At 41.7% G+C, this 23,698-nt stretch carries 18 protein-coding genes; 9 read left to right on the forward strand and 9 right to left on the reverse strand.

The genetic code is table 11. The features are described from left to right. The 5 genes from tssJ to L4D09_RS24705 form a co-directional block, all read left to right on the forward strand. The coding region (gene tssJ / locus L4D09_RS24685; RefSeq protein ID WP_428460201.1) for a type VI secretion system lipoprotein TssJ at nt 1-497 on the forward strand (497 nt) is incomplete at its 5' end. A 12-nt stretch (nt 498-509) separates the two neighbouring features. Beyond that, nucleotides 510-1,835, forward strand: coding sequence for a type VI secretion system baseplate subunit TssK (tssK, locus tag L4D09_RS24690; protein WP_428460202.1), 1,326 nt, complete (start codon nt 510-512; stop codon nt 1,833-1,835). Between the two features lie 3 nt (nt 1,836-1,838). Beyond that, nucleotides 1,839-3,032 carry a type IVB secretion system protein IcmH/DotU gene (gene icmH, locus L4D09_RS24695; protein ID WP_428460203.1) on the forward strand — a complete coding sequence of 398 codons (1,194 nt, stop codon included), beginning with the start codon at nt 1,839-1,841 and terminating at the stop codon, nt 3,030-3,032. 11 nt (nt 3,033-3,043) lie between these two features. Further along, the gene (gene tssM, locus L4D09_RS24700; protein WP_428460204.1) at nt 3,044-6,433 is read left to right on the forward strand and encodes a type VI secretion system membrane subunit TssM; all 3,390 of its coding nucleotides are present in this window, start codon (nt 3,044-3,046) and stop codon (nt 6,431-6,433) included. Continuing rightward, entirely contained in the window at nt 6,430-7,206 is a 777-nt protein-coding gene (locus tag L4D09_RS24705; protein WP_428460205.1) for a protein kinase domain-containing protein, read from the forward strand. Before tssM ends, L4D09_RS24705 begins: the two co-directional genes overlap by 4 nt. 148 nt (nt 7,207-7,354) lie before the next feature. Here L4D09_RS24705 and L4D09_RS24710 read toward each other — a convergent pair whose 3' ends face one another. From L4D09_RS24710 to L4D09_RS24720, 3 genes are all read right to left on the reverse strand, one after another. Continuing rightward, nucleotides 7,355-9,298, reverse strand: coding sequence for a flavin monoamine oxidase family protein (locus tag L4D09_RS24710; protein ID WP_428460206.1), 1,944 nt, complete (start codon nt 9,296-9,298; stop codon nt 7,355-7,357). A 60-nt stretch (nt 9,299-9,358) separates the two neighbouring features. Next, the gene (locus tag L4D09_RS24715; protein ID WP_428460207.1) at nt 9,359-10,921 is read right to left on the reverse strand and encodes a hypothetical protein; all 1,563 of its coding nucleotides are present in this window, start codon (nt 10,919-10,921) and stop codon (nt 9,359-9,361) included. 231 nt (nt 10,922-11,152) lie between these two features. Beyond that, nucleotides 11,153-11,410, reverse strand: a complete 258-nt coding sequence (locus tag L4D09_RS24720) for an HP1242/YdcH family protein (protein ID WP_428460208.1) — start codon at nt 11,408-11,410, stop codon at nt 11,153-11,155. 324 nt (nt 11,411-11,734) lie between these two features. Here L4D09_RS24720 and L4D09_RS24725 point away from each other — a divergent pair, with 324 nt between their 5' ends. Then, the gene (locus L4D09_RS24725) at nt 11,735-12,994 is read left to right on the forward strand and encodes a DEAD/DEAH box helicase (RefSeq protein WP_428460209.1); all 1,260 of its coding nucleotides are present in this window, start codon (nt 11,735-11,737) and stop codon (nt 12,992-12,994) included. A 99-nt stretch (nt 12,995-13,093) separates the two neighbouring features. Here the strand turns inward: L4D09_RS24725 and L4D09_RS24730 are convergent, their stop codons facing one another. Beyond that, nucleotides 13,094-14,407, reverse strand: coding sequence for a 6-phospho-beta-glucosidase (locus tag L4D09_RS24730; protein WP_428460210.1), 1,314 nt, complete (start codon nt 14,405-14,407; stop codon nt 13,094-13,096). 122 nt (nt 14,408-14,529) lie between these two features. Between L4D09_RS24730 and L4D09_RS24735 the strand changes: the two genes are divergently transcribed. Further along, a complete protein-coding gene (locus L4D09_RS24735) occupies nt 14,530-15,498 on the forward strand; it encodes a LysR substrate-binding domain-containing protein (RefSeq protein WP_428460211.1) in 969 nt (322 codons plus the stop codon). A 337-nt stretch (nt 15,499-15,835) separates the two neighbouring features. Here the strand turns inward: L4D09_RS24735 and L4D09_RS24740 are convergent, their stop codons facing one another. Then, on the reverse strand, nt 15,836-16,330 hold the full coding sequence (locus L4D09_RS24740) for a YcxB family protein (protein WP_428460212.1): 495 nt from the start codon (nt 16,328-16,330) through the stop codon (nt 15,836-15,838). A 647-nt stretch (nt 16,331-16,977) separates the two neighbouring features. On the opposite strand from L4D09_RS24740, the gene L4D09_RS24745 reads away from it, so the two are divergent. Continuing rightward, nucleotides 16,978-17,562 carry a hypothetical protein gene (locus L4D09_RS24745; RefSeq protein WP_428460213.1) on the forward strand — a complete coding sequence of 195 codons (585 nt, stop codon included), beginning with the start codon at nt 16,978-16,980 and terminating at the stop codon, nt 17,560-17,562. 203 nt (nt 17,563-17,765) lie between these two features. Here L4D09_RS24745 and L4D09_RS24750 read toward each other — a convergent pair whose 3' ends face one another. From L4D09_RS24750 to L4D09_RS24760, 3 genes are all read right to left on the reverse strand, one after another. Beyond that, on the reverse strand, nt 17,766-18,719 hold the full coding sequence (locus L4D09_RS24750) for a phytanoyl-CoA dioxygenase family protein (protein WP_428460214.1): 954 nt from the start codon (nt 18,717-18,719) through the stop codon (nt 17,766-17,768). 68 nt (nt 18,720-18,787) lie between these two features. Beyond that, nucleotides 18,788-20,104 (reverse strand): MATE family Na+-driven efflux transporter, encoded by a 1,317-nt coding sequence (locus L4D09_RS24755; RefSeq protein WP_428460215.1) that lies wholly within the window; start codon nt 20,102-20,104, stop codon nt 18,788-18,790. 12 nt (nt 20,105-20,116) lie between these two features. Further along, nucleotides 20,117-21,379, reverse strand: coding sequence for a hypothetical protein (locus L4D09_RS24760; protein ID WP_428460216.1), 1,263 nt, complete (start codon nt 21,377-21,379; stop codon nt 20,117-20,119). A gap of 406 nt (nt 21,380-21,785) precedes the next feature. Here L4D09_RS24760 and L4D09_RS24765 point away from each other — a divergent pair, with 406 nt between their 5' ends. Continuing rightward, entirely contained in the window at nt 21,786-22,574 is a 789-nt protein-coding gene (locus tag L4D09_RS24765) for a phytanoyl-CoA dioxygenase family protein (RefSeq protein WP_428460217.1), read from the forward strand. A gap of 213 nt (nt 22,575-22,787) precedes the next feature. On the opposite strand, the gene L4D09_RS24770 is transcribed toward L4D09_RS24765, so the two are convergent. Then, nucleotides 22,788-23,681, reverse strand: a complete 894-nt coding sequence (locus tag L4D09_RS24770) for a LysR family transcriptional regulator (RefSeq protein ID WP_428460218.1) — start codon at nt 23,679-23,681, stop codon at nt 22,788-22,790. Between the last annotated feature and the right edge of the window lie 17 nt (nt 23,682-23,698).

Raw genomic sequence — 23,698 nt, forward strand, 5'->3', positions numbered from 1 at the left:
CTATTATATATAGCGCATTGTTAGTTATCTTCAGCTTATTATTTGGGTGCAGCTCGAATGATAAGACGGTATTTATGCCAACACTTGATATCTCAGTCCAGCTAGCTGCTTCTGAAGATATCAATGTTTTTGAAGATGGCCAGTCACGCCCTGTTATTATCCGCTTATACCAACTAGCTGACACGGGTAATTTTCAAAAATCAGATTTTATTACGCTATATGAGTCAGATAAAACTGTTTTGTCTGACTCACTGATTGACTCCACAATTGTTGAACCTGTTATCCCTGGTGAAGAAAGAACATTTCAATTAGAAGTTCAACAACAAACCAAGTTCATTGCAGTGTTGGCTGAGTTTGCAAACTATGAATCGGCAACCCCTAAAGCGTATACCGCAATAGTGGAAAAACCGGAAGATTATCCGCTCATTATACGTATCACGAGTAATAAGGTGGAAGTATCTCAACCCGTTGAGAATTCCTGGTGGAATGTTTTTTAAGGAGTATTACTTTTGAAACGTCAAAATAAAGTGGTATGGAAAGAGGGGATGTTTATCGCCCCACAGCACTTTCAACAACAAGATCGTCATACTAATCAATATATTCAAAAATACATGTCATTAGCCTCTAGCGGTCAACGCTTTGGAGTGTCGATATTGGACATTGAGTCTAACTATCTGAAACTTGGCAAGTTTGGCGTGGTGAAATGCTGCGGGATTTTTCCTGATGGTACGCTGTTTGATTATACAAAAGAACTTCTTCTTGAAGTGCCAGAAGGTACGTTGAACCAGCGGGTTTATCTTGGGTTACCGCTCTCCGTCGATGGAGAAAATGAATACGGTGAAGCTTCCGAACTACGCAGGTATGCCGTTTCACATAGCAACTTATTTGATGTTAGTGATTCGGGACAAAGTGCGATAGATGCGCAACTTGCTGAGCCGAATATCCGTCTTGTTATTGAAGGTGATGATGTCACAGGGCTTACTTTGCTACCTATTGCCAAAATCCTTGAGCGTAAAGATGACGGTGAGGTATTGCTCGATAAAAGTTTTATTCCCACCTGTCTGCAGTACGGTGCCTCGCCTTTGCTGAGAGAGCGGTTTAAAGAGTTGTATATTCTTAGTCAAGTCAAAGCCAAAGACGTTGTACAGCGTATTGGCGCAGGTCAGAAAACCAAGAGTGACTTGAGTCTGATGAGGGAGTTTCTTTGGTTACAAACGTTGAATCGTTGGCTGCCTTGGTTCCACCTTAAATTGGAACAGCCAGAAACACAGGTTGAAGTGTTATATGAAGGGCTTGTTGCTTTCTCTGCGGAATTGGATAGTTTCGCTCCCGCGATAGCAGAACCGCCAAAAATGTTATCGAGGGAAAATTTGGCCAATGTCTTCTCGGGGCTATTCGCTGAACTTAGAGAAAAGCTTTCAATGGTTCAAAGTGACAATGTAACAGAGTTTGATTGGGATACAACACTTTTCAATAAACGCCGTTTGCTAAGGCTTTCAATTCCAAATATTAATCAGCTAGAAGGGAAGCGCTTTGTCTTATCGGTACAGTCATCCGTTGGGACGGGTGAGTTGGTACAAACCTTTCCGAGTTGCTGCACGTTAAGCGGTTTAAGCCAAATAGTGGAACTGGTACGCAATGGCCAATCAGGTGTAAACGTCAATGCACTTCCTGTTGCACCAACAGAGCTGAAGGCGCAAGCCGATGTTGCCTATTTCGATATCGATCCATCGCATGAGTATTGGCAGCAGCTTAAAACGAATCGAGAGCCGATAGCGCTGCATGTAGATAGTCGAATTCCCGAACTGCAGATCAAACTCTACGCGTTGGGTTAAATTATGAATGATTTGTTTGATGAAGAAACAATTACGCTTGCAGCTGTTCGCCCAGAGACTAAAAGTAAACCGGGTACGCAGGGGATACCCTTATCACATGCAAATGTGTTGAAGAACAAAGCGCGTTATATGTTGGCACAGCAAAATGGACAGCCTTTTGAGAATCGATTATTAAACGAAAGCTCGGACTTGCTCTCTTTTGCAGTCAGTGTAAAACGCATGCAATGCCCCGAGGATCTATTTGCATTTAGAGCTGAGCTAAAACAAGCCATTACGGAACTTAAATATAAAATTGCCAAATTGGAATATCCACCATCAGTAGCGGATAAAACGTGCTTTATGTTTGCTGCAATGTTGGACGAGCAAATTGTTCACTCGCCATGGGGAGAAGCTGCTGGCTGGGAAAACCAGAGTTTAGTCAGCGAGCTCTTTGGGATCAAAAATGGCGGTGAGCAGTTTTATATTGTGGCAGAAAGAGCATTACTGCAGCCTGTTTTGCTGGTGGATTTGCTAGAGCTTATTTTTATTCTATTAAAAGTTGGCTTTAAAGGTCGGTTCAGAGTTGATGGCCGCGAGCAGCTAAATACTATCCTTAACCGATTGGAAGAAGCCGTATTTGCAAAGAAACGATTGTATACACAGTCTGATAGAGTTGCCCCAATTACTACAGATACTGAGCAAGCAGGACAAAGTCAGCGGCCGAAAAAGCCGATAAAAATAAGTCGATTTATCGTGACGTTTATTGTTCTGATCTGCTGTCTATGGGGTGGGTTGCACTATTGGTATGAGAGTATTGCGCCACAAAAAGCGATGCCGTTTACTCAGTTAACTGATTTTACTGATGATTTCTATCGGATAGAAAGTGCTCAGGACAATGAATACATCTATACGAGCACACCTGCTGATATGGGTCGTTCAGCGGGTTTACAACCAGCAATAATAGTCTCAATCCCTGAAGAAATTACCGTGGGCTCGCAAGTATGGGCGGTACAGCTTGCCACGTTTAATACACGGCAGAATGTTGAGAGGTTTCAATCACAATATGAAAAGGCGATCCCCAATACCTCAATCGGAGAGTGGGGAGGGAAGTATCGACTACTGAGTTTCGCCCAAAATAAGGAAGTGGCGATTCAGACTCTTGCGACCGCAAAGCAGCAAGGAATAGAAGATGCGTTCATTTTTAGTGAGAAGCGTTAGTAGGTAATGTGATGGGAAAAAGCAAAGCTATTATATTTTCATCGTTGCTGGCATTAGCTACTGCTGGCATAACATGCGTCGCCTTGTGGTCATTGGGCTGGTATAGCTTCACACCTCAATGGTTGCTGATCTTGGAAGTTATTGCGATTGTGCTCGAAATGGCGCTGGTGGGAGGGGGGATGTTCTATTTTTTACGTCGCCCTAAACCAGTTGTCGATGAAGATAACGTCAAGCGGCAACAACGGCAGGCTCAAGCGATAAAAAGTCGGTTTTCAGTCATATGGAAAAATCATTCGGGCTTGAACGCGAACCCATACCAAATACCTTGGTATATTCATTTAACTAATAACCTGAATGAGGATACGACCTTCCTTCGTCAGGTTGGCTTTGAAGCCGTTGAATCATCTGAGGTGTCGGATGATACTTTAAGCCCTGTGCATTTCTGGGGCTCTGATAATGCCGTTTTGATATCAATAGATTTGAGCCATCCTCAGGAAACCGTTAAAGAAAGCATTGCGACTCTTTTCGATTTAGTCATGAAGAAGAGGGAGCGCCAAGCTATTAATGGGGTCTTATGTACATTAAATCTTAAGACACTCGCACAAAGTGATGAAATTGCGGTAAATGAAACAAGTTTGAAATACAGAGGCTATTTAGCTGACTTTAATAGCCGTACTGGTTTGTCTATTCCCACCTACTGTATATTTACTCATCTGGCTGGCATAAAGGATTGTTGTGAGCTTTTTTCAACACTGAGTGAAGTCGACCGAGAACAACCCTTTGGCGCACTAAGGCCAGCAATACAAGGGAGTGGCTACGATAAAGGCTGGTTTGATACCTCGTTTGATGACTTGATCCAGCGGTTGTCAGTGACCATGAGTGAAGCGTTGAAACAGCAGCTTAATGATGATTATCGTGAATCCACGGTATCAGGTATTTTCCAGCTATCAGCGCTTCGGTTTGATATTGAAGATTTTTTGGCAGCGACGTTTAACCAGCACCAATTTGATGATGTTGCCTTACATTTTAGAGGTTACTTCTTATTGAACGCGGGTGGTGAGTCTACCGCGACAGATATACTGACTTTTATGAATGCAGCAGAGCTGGGCTTTGATAGCCTCGCGTCTGATCCAGCGATAGAAACCAGCTTAAGCTTATTCAGCAAAAAACTGTTTCGTAGCTGTATTATTAATGAAGCTAACTTGGTGGGCGTCTATCGTGCCAAAGAGTGGCGTTATCGTTTCTCTCGAATTGCTATTTTGGCTTGCTTGGCTTTAGTACTTTCATTTTTCGTTTTGTTACTGCAAGCAAGTTATGAAAGTCAGCAAAAAATGGATAATAAAGCGCTTGTAATGCTTGAGCGTTATAAAGAGAACTTAAAAAACAATGTGATTGTGCCCGACGATCTTTCTTCGCCAGTTTTTAGCTTATCAGAGCTACGTGCAATTAATCTGCTCTATCAAAAAGATGAAACACCATGGTATGACTTATCAGAATGGTTACCAGACTCGAGCATAAAAACATATGTTGAAAGTGCGTATTATCAAGAGCTGAATTCTGTGCTTTTAACAATAATGAGAGACTATATCTTAAAGGATATGTTCGTTTATAACTCGCTAGACGATAAAGTGAAAACACTTGAGTTGCTCAATTATCACCAGCTTTTGTATAACCCGAACAGACGAGATGTCGGCGCTTTGGTTAACTATTATATCGCGGCGTTGAAAGAAGAAGGTGAAGGTGATGCCGTTCTTCTTGAGCATTTTGAATCACTTGCGATGGATGCTTTAAATAGTGGTGCAGTCCCTCCGCAATCAGATGCGGAGCTGTTAGCATTAGTGAGAGCTTCACTTTCTTTAAATGACATGAGTGAGCTGTTGTATCAACACATAATGCAGCACCCTAACTTCTCTCGCCGGATTGATATACGTAAACAACTCTCTCCAGCATATAAATCAATATTTACCTTCACGTCTGGTTTTAGTGGCTACCTTGTGCCTTATGTGTTTACGCGTGAAGGTTTTGATGAACTGACCAATGAGACAGGCTTGCAGTTGGCGTCTGAGGCGACTCAAGCTTATGAAGGTGTAATGGGGCGTATTAGCGGTGAAGCAGAAATGAACCGTATTAATCGTCAGTTACGCGAGCGCTATATTAATGATTATGTGAAATTCTGGAAGTCATTAACAGCCAATGTGGTTTGGGCTGAGGTAACGACTTGGGGAGAGACTACCATTCAGCTTGAAGTGGCTACCGATCCACTTTATTCACCCTTGGCGCAACTCTATCGACTTATTGATACCCATACACGCCTTGCCAATAGAGCAGATTCAATATCAGAGAAAAAGGCAGAGGGTGGAGAAAATCCCAATGCGTTACGTAGTGACACTATTGAACGTGTCGCGAACTCGATAGCCATGCCATTTTTAAATATTCACCAATTGCTTGCTGCGAGTGATACAGGCCAAAGTAAGTTAGCCGTAGCATTAAAACAGTTACGGCTATCACTTGAATGGATAGAAAATTCAAAGGAAGTGCGAAGCCGTGGTGAATATTACCTAGAACAGCTTAAAAATGCAGATACCAGTACGCCAATCGCGCATTTGTATAAGCTATCTAATAACTATGATGATCCTATCCTCCCTATTCTAATGAGAGGGCAGGCGTTGATGATTAATGAGCTGGCTTTGAGTGCTTCACGAACTTATATCAATGAAGATTGGGATAGCATCTATCGGTTCTACAACAAGCGTTTCAAAGGACGTTACCCATTTGATAAACAGTCGATGTTTGATACTTCAATTAGCGACTTCGAAGATTTCTTTAAGCGGGGTGGGTTGTTCGACAACTTTGTACAAAAATATGATGGTTACTTTGATTCCGGTGGCTTTGGCGAAACGGTAATACGCGGCTTTATTCCCCACCAAAATATGATTGTCTCTAATCAGTATCGCTCTTTGGAGGCAACAGTCCAACGGCTACAGCGTGGCATTTTTTCTAACGATAAAGTTGGTTTTGAGTTTTTGTTAAAAGCAGATCGTATGTCGCCGTCATTAACCCGTTTTTCAATCGAATCGGGTAATAGATTGTTTGAGTATAAAAACGGGCCATTATTGTGGCGTAAACAAAGTTGGCCGATAGTGAGTAATGGCATCAGTGATATCTCTATTGTCACCCGTGATAATAACGGGGCAGGTACACGAGAGAAACTTGCTGGTGAATGGGGATGGTTCAGAGTAGCGGATAAGATGCAAGGTTCGAATATTGTCGGGACGGACAACTTAGCTTGGCAATATTTGGCGGATAACAATTACGTCAATCTTATCGTGAAGTCGAACGGGCGAGAGCAACCATTCTCGCCGCGGTTTTTCCAAGGGTTAGAGTTACCGGAAAAATTATGAGTGACAGTCTTTATCCTGCATGGCTTGAGGAAATACTACCGGAAGGTCGACGAACGTTAATTGGTCGATGTTGCTTGCTTGTCGAGGGTAAGCAGCAGTCATACCGAGTGAAGTTTGGTGAAACCTTAGAAAGTGCTTACGCGTTACAAAGGGAGGCACACTGGTTAAATCGGTTAAAATACATCAATGCACACATACCAGAATGCCTATCATTTTATAAAAATGCGAACAGATGCGTTTTAACGACGAGTTTTATACCGGGGCGTTCAGCATCTAATTGGTTCGATGAGCATCAAAGTAAGCAGCACTATCGGCTAGCACTGGCTAAATACCTAGAGTCCGCTTTAAATAATTTAGAACTATTCCATCGTGAAGGGCTGATACATGGCGATATTAAACCGGGTAATATCATCTTCATGGAGGGAAGTCAGGCAACGTTAATCGACTTTTCAAATATGCGGCGTGTTAATGAACAATGGCAAGAAAGAGGATTTAGCCAATTCAGCCCATCATTTCGTTACCCACAAGCGGCTCTGGTTGCCAAGCGTGAACATGACTATTTCGCTTTATTAATTTCGATAGCAGCATTGTTTGATAACCAAGGCTTAGCAAGATGTCATTCAGTCGCGGATCTTTTTCAATTAACGCATAACGAATATCGGCAGTGGGGGATCACTGATCAAAGTTTTCAGCAACTTGAGTTTTACCAACAGAAGATAAAGGAAGATTTGGGTGATAAAGAGAGCCTGATGTTGTTATGGGGGCAGACATGAGATCCCGCCGACTAATTTTAGTTCCYATCGCAGCCGTAATGGTTTGCCTCTTTCACTATACATAACACAAACTTTAGTCGGTGTTGATGAGGCAAACCATCTATGACCACGGAGTTCTTCTAGTTTTCAGTTTCGAAAATAGAAAGAATTAGCGTGAATATTTCAAGTCTACGCCAATGCAGCTGTTGAAAGCTCTCTTGACTTTCGGTTTCCCTGTTTGATCTGGTTGATAGTTTGGATCAATATACTCTTGGATCATAGCTGTAACATTCTTATCATAGATTTTGGAAATGGCCTCCGATGGAGACTGGTTTTCATGTTTATCACTGTATACTTGGCTGATAGAAGTCAAACCAAACCCTTTTTGTAAAACCAAATTGGTTGAACGTAATGCACCTTCCACCCAACCTTGATAATCCGAGAACGCTTCCCCACAGGTATAGAGGTTTTCGATTGGTTCAACCAAGTCTTCCATTACTTGGCGATCATCCGCACCTATTGCCCATTGATGTACTCCGTATCCAAATTGCTGGCTGGGCTTAGTCTCAAATTCGACGTTCCCTTCCCAGATCCTCGCACTGGTCATCACAGGCTCTGGAACATAATGACTATTGAAGATTTTCTTGAAAAACTTAGTGGCTTCACGCACCACTGCCTGAGATGCAGGGAAGGTGGTTTGTGGTACCTTAGCGCTACATTGCTCTTGCATCGGTGAGTTGAATAGCGCGCCATTACTTTGTAAACCACTCCAGAAGTTAATATTTAAATAGTCACAGTAGATCGTTAGTGCAGCAGGCTTTTTAAATTTACTGTCACTGATCTCATTTAGCTTTTTCTGTACTGTTGGCGTAGGGTCACTCTCGCGTTCACTGTACTCTAAGCCCGCCGCGACTTCGTTACTGATGGTATAAAATGGGTAGACAGTGCCAGTTGGTAAGTCAGAAAAGTTAGGTCCAAATTCAACGGAAGGCCGATCTGTGATCCCTGTTCCCCACCAGGCATTCTCGTAGTACAAGTTTATTTTTAGCAGCGGTTGGTTCGTGGCTGTTTGCAGGGTATCCCAGAGTTTTTGTGATTTCTCTGGGGCTAGTCGGTTAAATGCATTGGACTTAACAAAAAGTTTTTCCAAAGCTAAGCGCGGTAAACCTAGAATAACTTTCTCTGCGCGTATAGTTTTCACTTCTATGTTTCCCTGTGCATCAGTTTGGTGACAGGTAATAGTGAAATGAGTATCGCCTTCTTGTTTATCGATATTTTCAACGGAAGTTTGTAAGAAGATACGCTCAGGGCCAATTTCCTTTACCAGTTTATTTGGCAATGTACTGAAACCTTCTTTGAATGTTTTAAATTTAACATCCGCGGGGAAATCTTCCAATAATTGGTATGCGACACCTGCGTTCATTTTTGACAAGAAAGTACCATTGAAACCTAACAGCCGATATAGCATTGTAATACATTCGTTTGAGTAACCCATCTCGGTGAATAGGTCCCATAGTGACCACTCATTCAATGGCACACCATTCCATTGGCAGTCTAGACGAAATTGCTGCCAAAACTCAGGGCCGAGGTTTTCAGGGCGCGCTTTAAACTCTGGATTTGCCTGTAAAATACGATTAAAAACGGTATTGACGATATCTTTTGGGTTCACTCCACGCTCTGCTGGTGCAAGGTTGTACAGATCACTCCAGATGGCATAGTTATCTTTTACAGCTTCACTATTATCAAAACTTTGATCACGAAAACAGAGGCGGTTATTTCCACCACTATTCATAGGGAATGGTACTATTTGGTCAGCAAGGTCTAAGGTTAAAAAGAGCGCCATTAGATTGTCCATGCCTTCAAATAAGAAACGCATACCACCTTCTTCTTCTTTAACGACACTGCCATCATTGAACTTAATTAAGTCGGAATCCAAGCGACCACCTGTCCGACTACTACGCTCTAGAATAACCATATCTTGGTTGTCATCAGTTTCATTAAGTAAGCGCCAAGTGCTGTATAGGCCAGACATTCCAGCGCCGACGACAACAGTTTTTGCTGTTTCGGGAAGAGCTTTGCAATGTCCTAATTCTTCCTTGGTAAAATGAGGCATAGTTAATTCCTTAATATATGTAAGTTAGGGGCGGCATCTAAGTGCTCACTGTAAAGCCAGTTAAGATTTAACAATGAAAGTAATGTTGTCAGGTACAAACGTAGCTGGAGCGACTGCTATCGGTTCATGAGTGGTGTCTTCATTTAATTTAAAACCTATATTGTTTTCCCATGCAGTAATAAGGAAAGTCTTGAATATATCTACGGTAAATAACTCCCCAGGGCAGCGGCGGTAGCCAAAGCCGAACGGTGAATAACCTGCTGTTTCAACAACTGGGCATTGCCCCGCAGAATGGCTGCTATATGTCGTGCCATAGGCATTGTTTTCGATAGTACGGCCGTCTGCTAACTTGACCTTGTTATGGTCAAATGGACAGCGAGCTAAGCCAGCAACTTGTTTTAATGCATCGTTGTCGATGGTATTGCTGCGTGGTACATCTAAATAACGATCAGGATTAAACGGGGCGACGTCTTTATGGTCAACTAGCTCGGTATCTGACCAGTGCAAAGGACTATTGCCTATTGTGATGTGGTTATGAATATTTAAGGTATCGGTGAATTGATTGATTTTTCCATCGTACTTTACGCGAGAAATGCTGCCATCATTTGGCATAATGACCCGTAGTAACTCAAACACAAAATAGTCTAGCTTGGTAAAGTCGCCATCTTTAGCATTATAGTCCCCACTCATCAATTCCTGATGATACGCCTGAATTTGGAGGGCCTGTGGTTCGTTATTATCTTCTCTTAATAAATCCATAATGTTATAGATAACGTTGCCCCACTGGCTAAGCGCAAGAAAATTGTGGAAGCACTCAAACACGATGTCGTTTTTCTCAAAGTGCCCACCGGCCATGCTCTTATCACCGTTGATATCCCAATAGTGGACAAAAGTATTCGTATATCTATCAGGGTTGGCGACAATGGTGTCTACATGAGGTTTGATCCAGCTGTCTAACTTGCTGCGGTTTTCACGGACGTACATATAACTTTTATAGTAGGAATGCATACGTTCTATTGCATTGTCTTCACTCAATGGCACGAGAGGCGTCACTAGTGCCAGACAGTTCATGAAATTTAGGCCGACACCTTTGGCATAATCGGGGATATCACTCGGCATTACATCCAGATGCAAAGACCAAAAAAGGTCAAGATAACTATTTTGATAATTGGACATAATAGGTTTATCGATATTGTCTTTATCAAGTAGTTGTTCGAAAAAGCAGCTAACTTTATCGCGATAAGCGTCATTAAATAAATCTGGAGTTAAGGCAGAAAAATAGGCTTTCTTTTTGCGATTGTTCTCACCGCGTTCAGCATAGTCTTGCAAAAAAATAGTTGTGCCATCTTGCGGTGTTTTTTCCCATTCGTCCCACAGCAAGCCCCACATAAACTGCGGTAAGGCGTTTTCTTTCGATAGGTTTAAGTTAATGGTTGGCAGAGTTAGCTCTTCAGTTTCTGACTTTAGAAATTCGATCGAACGAGCGATCACATTGATGAAATATTCTTCATTTTGTTTTAAATCAGCGGGGAGGCTTTTAAGAACTTCTTCTATAGTTGCCTCAGAGCTGTTTACAGATTTACTATTAATTCCCTGAATACTATTCAATAACGAACTAAACATTTTAATTCTCCATAAATGAATGCTTAGTGCCTTGGACTGCATTAGTCCGTGGTGCTTAAGGCTCTGATAAAAATCATAGCTTCAAGCATTCAGTGGCGTTATTACATGCTATTACAGGGGGAGGATGCATGGGCGAGGGCGTCGCCGAAGAGTTGCGGTGCTTTAGGCGTTGCAACGTTTGTCGTTGCAACGGCACAAGTGCTTTATATAGGCTTTATATGTTCAGATGAGTTAGTTACTTGCCTGCTCATGATGCTTGGTTAGCTGCTTATATAGCATGTCTTTTAATGTCATACGCTGAAGCTTCAGGTTATGCATGCTGTCATCATCAATAGGGCTGCCTGAGATCTCCAGCTGGCGGATATCATAATCAAGCTCATGATACTGCTGAAGATCGGCTTTAAATGTTGGGTCGTCGTGGTTGAGTTGAACAATGTCTAGTTTAAGATCTGGGAAATCTAAGATGAAGGCATGATTTTCATTTAGCATAGGCATTACCTCTTCAGTCGGATTACCCTCAGTATAGAAGTGATTTTCTGAAAAAAATGCGACTTAAAACGCAAAGCAATCAAGTTTTGTTTTAAGCGAAGCGTTCAAACATGTTGATGGGCAAAAGCTTGTTACGGCTATTATTCTTGCTGATAGTAATATGAATTCGATTTAGTAGGGATATGTACCCATACCCATACCCAGTTAAATTCGAACTATACGGGTGGAATGACATTCCGGAGCGTTCGACCGAATTCACTAACTTAACAGGCATAAATACGCTAAAATAGCGGATTACTTTTTAGCTTTGAGCCTTTTATATTAATGACCACTGTCACAACGCCTGCCAACTTTACAGAACTTGGCCTTATTCCACCCTTGTTAGCTCGATTAACTGAGCTGGAATATCAACAGCCAACGCCCATTCAAGCGCAAGCTATCCCAAGTGTATTAGAAGGGCGTGATTTAATTGCTGGGGCGAATACCGGTTCGGGTAAAACGGCTAGCTTTGCACTGCCTATGTTGCAGCACTTATATGCGGACAACACACAGAGTAACAAAACTGGTAAAGGTAACTATGTTACTGGGCTGATTTTAGTCCCTACTCGTGAACTAGCGAAGCAAGTTGCAGACAGCATTAAATCTTATGCGGTACATTTTAACGGCGCAATTAAAACGGTTGCTGTTTTTGGTGGTGTGTCAGCGAATACTCAAATGCTCGCCCTGCGCGGTGGTACTGATATTTTGGTGGCAACGCCTGGCCGATTACTCGACTTAATTTCAAGTAATGCTATTAAGCTCGATAGGGTTAAAACCTTAGTGCTTGATGAAGCCGATCGTATGTTAAGCCTAGGCTTTACTGAAGAGCTATCTGAGCTGTTGGCATTATTGCCAAAGAAAAAGCAGACGCTATTGTTCTCTGCGACCTTCCCTGAAAAAGTTCAGACGTTAACTCAAGAATTACTTAACGATCCTGTTGAAATTCAACTGCAAAGTGCTGATGCGAGTACTTTAGTACAGCGCGTTTTCACTGTTAACAAAGGTGAAAAAACAGCTGTATTAGCGCATTTGATTAATCAAAACCAATGGCGACAAGCACTGATCTTCGTTAATGCTAAAAAAAGCTGTGAACACTTAGCGGATAAGCTTCACAAACGTGGCATTAATGCTGAAGTGTTCCATGGCGACAAAGGGCAGGGTGCTCGTAGCCGTGTACTTGAGGCATTTAAATCGGGCGAAATTGAAGTGTTAATTGCCACGGATATTGCTGCCCGTGGTTTAGATATCGAAAAATTGCCAGTGGTGATCAATTTTGATTTACCAAGAAGTCCAGCAGACTACATGCACCGTATTGGTCGAAGTGGCCGTGCGGGTGAAGTGGGCTTAGCATTATCACTAATCGATTATGAAGATTATCATCACTTCAAAGTCATCGAAAAGAAGAATAAGATCCGACTTGAACGTGAGCAAGTTGAAGGTTTTGAAGTCGACGACGTTATTAGTGAAGAGCTTTTAGCCGCAAATAAACCAATGGCAAAACCAGCAGGTAGCGGTAAGAAAAAAGCACGCAATAAATACCTATGAATACAAGGTAAGGCTCCCTGTTAGATTAACAGCGAGTTAATGAAAGTAAAGAAGGGGCTGTTCAATAACACAGCCCCTAATCTATAGATAGGTAATTGATTAACTGAACTGAGGCATAAACCCTAAGTTTGCGTTAATGGTTTCATTTAATGCTTCTTCTAAAATACTGCCTGTCGTGACCAATGGGTTCAGAATTAGCGCTCGATGTGCTGCATTACGATCACCTGTTACTGCTGCTTCAACCGTTAGCGATTCAAAATCTTTCATTGTTTGAATCAGACGCAATGTATCTGAAGGGAACGGTGCAACGTTCAATGGCACTGGGCCAGATTTAGTGATCATGCTGCTTACTTCAACCGCGCAGTCATCTGGAAGACCTGCAATTGCGCCATTGTTTCGTGTATTAACGTGCATGATAGTACGTTTGTCGTTGTGAATAGAACTCATTAGTTCACAAGCTGCTTCTGAGTAGTACTGACCGCCCCGTTTTTCTAGCTCTTTTGGCTTCTCGTTAAGATCTGGATTAGCGTAGATATTGAATAAACGCTCTTCCATTGCCTTAACCACTTCGCCACGTGTACCTTCACCATCTGCCTCTTGGATTTCTTGTTGCATGATATCTTGGCTGGTGTAGTAGTAGCGCAAGTAAGCACATGGAATCATCCCCATGTTACGCAACAGCTTTTCTGGCCATTCGAATGCCGGTATGTTCGCTGGAACAAGCGTATCATTACCTGACAGCATCTCATCAACAATGTCTTCCAGTTTGTCTTGACCGTTAAGCAGCACCTGACGAGCAAAAATGAAGTGGTTCAAACCTGCCACTTGTAAGATAAAGTCTTGCTCGTTGACATCAAGCATTTTGGCGATGCCTTTTTGCATGATCACTGGCACATTACATAGGCCGACCGCTTTCACTTTGGTGTGCTTAAGAATCGCTTCTGTCACTATGCCTGATGGGTTGGTGAAATTGAGCAACCATGCATCGGGACACAGTGCTTCCATTTCACGAGCAATTTTAAGCGCGATAGGAATTGTACGACAAGCGTTAGCAAAGCCACCAAGGCCATTGGTTTCTTGACCAATCATGCCGTACTTTAGAGAAATACGCTCATCACGAATACGGCCTTCTAGGCAGCCTGCGCGGAACTGAGAACAAACAAAATCAGCATCTTTCAGCGCTTTTCTACGATCAAGCGTGACGTGAACCTCAATGTGCTCCAAATTGTTTTTAGCAAGCATACGGCGTGTTAGGTCACCGATGATGTTCACCTTTTCGTAACCTTCTTCGATATCGACTAGCCAAAGCTGCCCAATCGGAAGCTCGCCGCTACGATGAATGAGACCTTCAATGAGCTCGGGAGTGTAACTAGAGCCAGCACCAATAATTGTAATTTTAAGTTGGTTATTCATATGAGGTTTCCTCTTTATGGATTAGTTAAGTTAATTAAATACACATTGAGGAGGCACGACAAACCAAACAAAGTTTGCTATAGATTAGTTATGCTAATTCATAAGTGGAATACTCCGTTCAAATGGGTAGAAAACAACAAGTGTTCACCAACATGCACACGTTTAGTGTAGCGGCGAAGTTTTTAAGCTTTACCAAAGCAGCGGAAGAGTTATTTATTTCTCAAGGTGCAGTGAGTCAACGAATCAAACAGCTAGAGCAAGAGCTAGGTTTTATGTTGTTTGTGCGCCTGACAAGGCGCCTAGAGTTGACGGTGGAAGGGGAGCGGTTGTTACAGGCACTTAACCAGTCCTTTGATCTAATTTATTCTGAAATAGACGATATTAAGTTTAAGGAGTTAAGTGGCGAGCTGTACATTGGCCTTGCACCGACCTTTGCTCAAAGTTGGTTGCTAAAGCGCTTACCTGAGTTTCAAGCGATGTACCCTAACTTGAAAATTAAGCTAAGAGTGAAGGCGAGTCCGCTAAACTTTCAACACGAGCCGGTGGACTTGGCTATTTATTATAGTGAAGGGCATCACGCTGAGTTTTTCAGCCAAAAGTTGTTTGATGAATATATTACTCCGGTTTGTTCTCCTGACTATTTTGAGAACCAGTTTGGCGCTATTCATTTCAAAGATCACCATCTCAAAGGTGGCCAGTTTGAAAATAATCAGCTTCTGGTTGATAGCTTTGGGGCTTTAACCTTGATTCATTGCTCAGAATCGCTTGAATCAAACCAACCGCAATATGAATGGAAGTATTGGCTCGATGGGCAGAAAGATGAGCAAGTCAAAAAGCTAGTAATTCCTGAAGCGAGTGTATTAATCAACCATGCTGAGATGGCAATATCAGCAGCAAGTTACTCGATGGGTATGGCGATGGGGAGAGTCGCACTAGTAGAAGAAAAACTGCAAACGAACGATCTAATCGCGCCTTTTGAAAGCGTACCCTCAGGACGCGGTTACTATTTGATCTGCCCTCAAGGGCAACAAACAAGGCCAAGGAACAAAGCCTTTATTGATTGGTTAACGACGTGTTTGCCAACGACTTAAGACAATTCTCGTTACCCACAACCATCACCCTTCAAAAGCCGAATAACAGGGGCGGGTTTTGTATCTTGTCTCCATTACTATAGGTATTGGAAAGCTAGGTGTTCACCTGAACACTAAGGGTGATAGATAACTATTAGCTGTAACACGTCACGAACCATCGAACACTCTGACTTTACGAGTTAGTTCTAGTATTACAATCATTCAGCCAACCTACATGTAGCTGGCCAAATCCTCTCATCCACGACACCCCTAGCTAGGAACTAAACCACTCTTATCAAAAGCAAAATGAAAGACCTGATCGTATTCGTTTTATTACCGCTATTTTGCGCGCATGACGTTAGTCCATTTTTGATACTGCGTGCTGCTCTACAATGAACGCGATCACTTCATCATTTAAGCAAGATTTACTGACATATTGGCGCAGTTTACCCATATGAAGGATAAACCCTAAGTCGCTTTGTTCAAGTTGGTCGATTTCACTCCAGGCGATGCTACGGGTGTTTTTACCGCTTTTATAGCTCACACCGTTAGAGTCAACCTGAAATACCACTTTGCTGCCAGAGCTCGTGCTGAATGCTTGTCGCCATAACCACCAGGTTCTCTTAAAATAAATACTGAATGCCTCAACAATACTCAAAACAATAAAGAACCAACCAACGTAACCGCTGGGTAATAGCTCAAATTCTAATAAAACCACACCAAAAAGAAGAAAAATTATTCCTTTTAAATAGTCTTTTGGAAATTCAGTAGGACGGCTAGTTTGATCATAACACTCTGCAAAAAAGGTCTTGTCGAGGGAGTATTCTGTGGTGAAACTAAAATCTTTAGACATATGTGGCTACTTTGAGGTTTCCTGTGAATGTGTATCCCATGCTGCGATCTCGCAACTTGAGTATTGTATAGCTTCTCGGTACTTTTCTTTAGCTATTTTGATCCTCTTTTTTAAATCAAGAACACCGACAGGGTCTACTCTCGCCATAGCCAATTTGCTATTAAATGATGCATATAAAGGTAAGACCAACCAACTACAAACCTCGGTGCTCTGTAATGCTATATCAACAAGTCGCTGAGTATACGTACACATCTTAACTTGAATTGATTAGCCACTTTGCTAATACGTGTATTCCTATATCGAATACGACAGAATCGCTTGGTGATCACATGTCAGCAGAAACTAAGCTGACTCGCAGTTGGACAAAGACGTGTTACGAATTTCGAGAGACAAAGAAATTTTGGATAAGTTCTGCTAGGGAAAGCATTCCAACAATCTACAAAGTGATGACCAAATATTCTGATCCACAACAGATGAAGATCCTGAGCACTTACTTAGGGGGCTACGACGTTTGAGAAAAAAGATGAAATAGTACATTGTTGTCGAAACGTCAGTTACAGCTACAAATCACAGGAAAACCACCACCTTCCCTATATAAACCTCTGGTAGTATCATAGCAAGTTTCCATTTTATTTATAGGGGATTACATGGCTGGGGAAAGTGTTGAAGCAGGACAAGCGTTATGGACGTCTAAAGACTTAATACTCCTTCTAGGCACTGGCTTTGTCGCTGGTATCTCTGGCTACATTGGGGCTTATCTAAAGAAAGACGCAGAAATAAAAGCCTTGTCTAAGAATATCGCTGAGATACAAAGACAGCAGGTCTTATTAACCAAAGCTACCGAGGGTGTAAGAAAGGACATCGAACATCAGGTCTGGAAGAAACAAGAGATGTACACCACCAGACAGCAGAAGCTAGAGGAATACGTGCGTCTTGCGTATAAGTTAAGGTTCACCGTTTATGGGGATACATTTGAAGAAATCATGGAGAACGGTTTCATTGAAGTATCTAATGAGATGCACCTGTTAAATGAGCTTTATTTCCCAGAACTACGTAAAGAACACGCGAAAATTATTGAGATGTGCTTGGGTTCTTTAGAAGCAATCCATTCAAATGATAAAGGTAGTGAGAAACATAAACGTCTTGAGTCTGACTTCAATAAAGCCATATTTAACCTTGCAAAAAATGGCGCGAAGATAAACTTAGAGACTAAGAACCGTTCTCGCGACTAGCAGCGCCTTCAAAGGATAAGCCCAAAGGCGTCTTACGCCCTTGCGACTGGACAGAATGTTTTATCGTAGTTACTAATTTAGAAAAATATGAATTAGTTGAAGTATGGATACTCCAACTTACCTAGATGAGTGTTCAGTATTGCGGGAGCAAATCAAGACATCATTGCACCAAAATGTCTAACATATGCTTTGGCTAAAACCGTTCAATCAGTCTCAACAACATAGTCCCGAATGTCCTCCCAAATCCCATTCCCAAGGTCATTACCTCCATGAACCTTAGCAAGCCGGAGTATCTGCAATCGACGTAACGCTTTATTAGCTTTTTGAGGTTCTGGAAAAACAGAAGTCAGGTTATGTTCCAACACAACACTTATTAGTTGGTCTAAAGAATTTGGTAAAGGGAAACGTTCTGTATCTAAAACGCGCTTAAGTGTACGTTCTAGGAGGTTAGCAGAATTCATCATCCCAAATTTCTCAGGGTCAGCATCTACCGTACCGATTATATCCTCCAGCACATATTGAGAGGGGATAGCTCTCCAACGAATCACAAACGCCATGCGAGTTTTACCGCTGTCACAACTGTGCGATGCATGCCATAAACTTGGAGAAAATACCGCAACGGAGCCGCTTCTCATCTCTAGGGTATGAGAACTATTTCCCCAGAATATTGCGGGATCAACAAAGTTTTTCGCTAGAAAATCTGATTGAACGTCTGCACCATGTTTATGACTTCCTGACAAAATACGTAGTGCACCATTAGACGAGTTAATGTCATTAAGTGCTATCCAGGTAGTTAAGTCATAGGTCTCTGACTTATTTATACGCCAATACCCTGAATCTTGGTGCCCATGTGTCGCTTTATTTATTTCACCCGATTTATAGATGATAGAAGCTCTAACGACTTCAATATTAGAACCAAGTATTTCTGAGACAATGGGTTCCAAACGTTCAATCACATTGGCTGTCAGATGCTCAACAATCGCACTGGGACCGTCCCAGCGGCATACCGACTCTAGATATGTACTCGTATTTAAATCAATAGATTTAGCCATCTTTCCAATAGCAGCATGAACATCCTCACACAATATTTTGGCTTTATCCGAAAGAACATCGTCTACCAGGAAGTAACCGTTTTCTCGATAGCACTGTTTATTCATTTCCTTAATCTCTCCCTGTCCACATGGCAGTATTAAAATCAACTGCCGAAGACTTGTTTCTCTTTTGTTTAGGCAACGACCCGTTTTCTCGGTAATTGCTGCTTTCTTAGCATGATATAAAGACCCCACGTTATAACAGCATCGAAGGTGATACCTAAGCCAAACATCATGGCTACGCGATCGAGTGTGGGGACAAACCAACCAAGTTGATAACAAATAAACGCTGAACCATAAAAAAGAGTATTCACAACCAAAGACTGATAAAGCATTAAGTCAGTCCGACCAATGCCATAGAAATAGCTATCAATAACATTGTTGAGTGCAAAAATAATGTAGAAACCAGCCAACAGATAAACAAGACTAGCGACTTCCACAGCATTGCTCACTCCCATAACGTGATGAATAAAACTTTCCCACTGTGGTACCGATACAAACCAAAGTACAAATACCCCACACGTAACGGTTAAATAACGATTCACCTTTTGGGAACTTAGCCCGTTATTGGTTGCAGCATCCTGTTTGACTAACTGCCCTAACGTCAATACTGGTAGTAATAACCACCCCCAAATAAAACTATTTGCTACCCAGAAAGTTCCCGCATGTTGCAATTGGTTCATGAGTTGCAAAATCATGACGACAAACGCTGTGTTTCTGACGAATGATTCCAATCCTGATCGACTTCCGATTTTGAACCACTCTTTGAGCCACTGGGATTTTTCGAAAGTAATAACTCGTGGGTCTAGGTCGATGTCATTGATTGAAAGCAACTTATATGAAACAACAACCAATAATGAATTCACCATGATGTTGGTGATTGCAATACCCGTCACTCCCAATTGTAATGAAACTGGCATTTGACTAACCAGCAACGTATCGCAAAGAACCGTCAATACTGTTTGCACAACCAGCAAGCAATACAATGCCTTCTGTTTATTGTGAAGTACTAACACAAGGTTGAAGAACAGATAAGTGCTTGATACAAAAATAGCGATGGATTCTAATCGAATATACTTTATGGTTTGGGCTAGCAAGCTTTCTTGCTGTTGCATGGCTGAAACTAATTGTGGCGTAAATACGAAGACAAGCGTTGTTGCTACTGCATAGATCAGTACTACCACTCCCAAAGATGCGGTTGCCCTCTGCTGAAATGCCTTAGAGTCCCTAATCACCTGACCTAGTATGAATGCAAGAGGAAGTAGCAATGCTTCGCTAATCACCTCATATCCGATATTTAGCCACGCAACTTGAGCCGCAATGCTAAACGACCAAGAGCTGGGCATATTACCAATGAAATGAATTCTTGTTGTTGTATAAATAAGCGGAATCAAACTGCTTAAAATGAGAATGAGCCATAACTTAACGTTTATTTTGTCTACCTTAACCACTAGATAGCCCTTTTATGCTAGGTGATGTAAAAATTCTGTTCGTGTAGAGAAGTATTTATCCTTCTCGATTAATTTAGCCTTCTCTAATTGGCAATAAAGTGCTTTTAAATATCGATAGAGCGCTTGATATTGCTTTGCTTCAATTGTCGTAGCACAAGTATTGAAGCTCCACCAAGGGAAGTGAAAAAGAGAAAGTGCTGCTTGTTTGGGAAGGTAATTGTGCTCTGGTTTCCCAAGAAGTAAGTGCTCTAACTGAATTGCATGATGCCTAATGAACATGGTATGAAACGAATACTTATAGCTATCTTTAGATTTAAAGAGCTTTGGTAACGAGCAAAATAGAAAGTAGGTTTCACTTGCGATTAACACAGCGGAATCGCTATCTAGCTTCTTTTGCTCCAAAAAATGATTCAATTGAAGCTGCTCATCTTCACCGTCCTTTACGGGCGTAAATTCGCAATTATGTATTAACGACTCCCTGTAATATAACGCTATTTCAGATAGCTGTTTTCCAGTGGCTACCTCTACTAACATCCCGCTTTCGTAACGCAGAGTAATCTTATTATTGATAAGGTCGGCCTGGACTACATCATACTGATCCATAAGAGCATCATACCAGTAGGTTGCTGGTACATTAGTCTGTATAAAGTAATCGACGTCTGACGATATGGTCGCACAATTCGCGCCAAACGATCCGTAAATCAATGCACTACTGATTGTGTTTTGGCTCAAGAAAAAATGATTGAGATGGTTAACGACTTCATGATGTTCAATAGGGAATTGAGACCAAAATAATGCGAAGTCTTGTTCAAGGTTATATGAGTATGATTGCCAAACCTGACGCTGCCAACTCACTTCCAATGCAGATAGCGTTGTGCTTTTTTCAGGTCGCTGAATTGTCTTTTCTATTGTTTGGCATTCTTTGTACTCTATAGGGTATGGAATACTTGCAAGTTTAGCTTCATCAATTGCTGCTAGGTTTTCATCCATACACCTATGAACAGCGATTAGCACACCACATTTGGTACTGAGAATAGCTTTAAGTCGTTCTGCAACTGGGCCACATCCTGTAAACTCAACAATAGCATGAGAGGTGTTTTTTACATCGGCTACAAACTTACGACTCGTTAGTTTTTCACCCTTTAGACTGGCATCAGTATATTGTTGCCTGTAACGGTCAAGAGATAAGTAATCATAATCAGGAAGCTTTCTGTGTAATTCCCTACAAAACGTCGACTTTCCAACGTTCAAATTACCAAAAATATAAATATGCACTTACTGTCCTTAGCGCGCTACTTGAATCGACCACTACATGTAAACACATTACTGGCATTAGGAAAGGTTAGTCAAATAACGCTTTGGTGAAGTGAATGGTCCATCGACCCTAGCTTGAAAAGGGGCAAAAATAACTTAGAACAACCCGCCATACCTGATTATATCGATGTCTGGTCATTTATCGATTAATGGGGAGGGGGGCGATACTGATGAGAGGTACGCTGTTTGTGTCATTGTTTTTGACACTGAAAGTACAAGCCCATGATACATATAAAGATACTCCTTTCTTAGCGCGACTTTCCCTCGTTGTCTCTCATTAGTTACTTGGTTGAATGACGCCTGTCTGGCATCATACGCCAAACAACGCCGTGGTCAGTAAACGGTACAAAGAGTGCGAAGGTAGTCAGTGATAGAAAACAGCCAACAATTAAGTAACAGTTACGATGAACATGGTTACTTTGTTATCAGAAATTATTTCGATGAAACTCAGATTTCATTGCTTAGAAAAGTAGTCTTGAAATTCCATGAATTGTGGAAAGCAGATAACGAAGAGTTCTATCAGGAAGAAGCGTTTAACTCGTCTTTAATTACGGGAAGCGAATATTTACCCACCGACGATAGAACGGTACTTTTTGACTTCATCAGTTCAAAAAAAATCATGGAAGTGGTCGATGCCGTGATACCGAATAAACCAGCGTTCATGAATACGCAACTGTTCTTCAACCCTGTGAATCCGCAACAAAAAGACTTCTGGCATCGTGACTGTCAATATGACTATGACATTAAAGACCAGATGAAAGTAATACAAGATACGCAAGTGTTACACCTTCGCGTGCCTTTATTTGATGAGCGCGGCATGGAGATCATCCCCGGGACGCACAAGCGATGGGACAATGAAGAAGAGTACAATGTTCGCCAAGAAGTGAATGGTAAGGTGAGCAGTGATAGCATTTCTGGTGGTAAGCAGATTGCGTTAGCGGCAGGCGACTTGTTGGTGTTTTCAGCGGATATGATCCATCGAGGTCTATACGGGTTGGATCGTTTGGCGTTGGATATTTTGATTTTTGATTCGGCGTCTGATTATGTCGACTACGTCGATGACGATTGCTTGCCCACGCAATCAATGCTGAATAATATTGCCGACCCAAGATTATTTATGAACACGCTGCACCTGAAGTCGATGGCGTGCTCTTAGTAAATTAGCTATATATCATGCTTTTAGCCCAAAAATATTAATTTGGGTATGTCATAAAAGTGAATGCAACATCCGAAAACCGACCACCACACAGTGTATTAGAGCGTCTATCCATTCAAGATTTAAAGCTTAGTTATACTGGTGATGGTCATATGAATAAAAGCTGGGTTAGCTCACGTAGACGTACTTATTGAAGTCCTCAATTATATTGAGCTAGAGCACAATGTTATCAACCAAAAAATCTAAGAATGCTTTGGTACGAAAATTTAAATGCTGCCCAGTGTAGAATACCGCATATATTGGGATATTTTCATCTCGCCATTTCTCTTCCATTATCGGAATCAGGCGGCCAGCCTTTAGATCTTCTTCTACAGTAAAACGAGATAAACAAGTTATCCCCATGTGATTCAAAGTCATCTGCTTGAGAGATTCACCGCTATTGCTTGTTGCAATAGTATCCTTAACAGTAAACACATCCCCCTCTGAGTTTTCCAACGGCCACCGGTTTAAATTTTCAAATTGATAAAACCCTAAGAGATGATGTTCCGATAGCTGAGAGTTGTTAGTGGGTAACCCCGATCGCGCGACATATTCTGGTGATGCATAAAGGCCTCGATTAGTTACACCGAGCTTTCTTGCTCTCATCGACGAGTCTTGTAAATCACCTATGCGAATAGCAATGTCTACGTTCGAGTTTAGTAATTCAGTTCGTCCTTCATTATTAATCAGGTTAACTTTTAATTTGGGGTAAACATCATGGAGTTTTTGCATTAGCGGAATAATGGCGTAGAGAGAAAATGGCGTTGCAGCGTCGACAACTATCTCACCAGATACTTCATGAGTTAATTGCTGAAAATGCGGAATTATAGTTTCATGCTCTTTTAATATTGAATAAGCACGTTTTAGTAACCACTCTCCATCGTCTGTCAATAGAACCTTTCTTGTTGTTCGCTTAAAAAGAGATGCATTAAACCTTGATTCCAACTTTCGTATTGTTCGACTAACAACGGGTTGAGTTACATTTTTTATACTTGCTGCTTTACTGAAACTCTTTGCCTCAGCTACAGCGACAAAAACCTCCAACTCGTAAATCGATGGTTCACCCATATTTATATCAATTTGGC

The sequence above is a fragment of the Photobacterium makurazakiensis genome (assembly GCF_050336715.1).
GTDB lineage: Bacteria > Pseudomonadota > Gammaproteobacteria > Enterobacterales > Vibrionaceae > Photobacterium > Photobacterium makurazakiensis.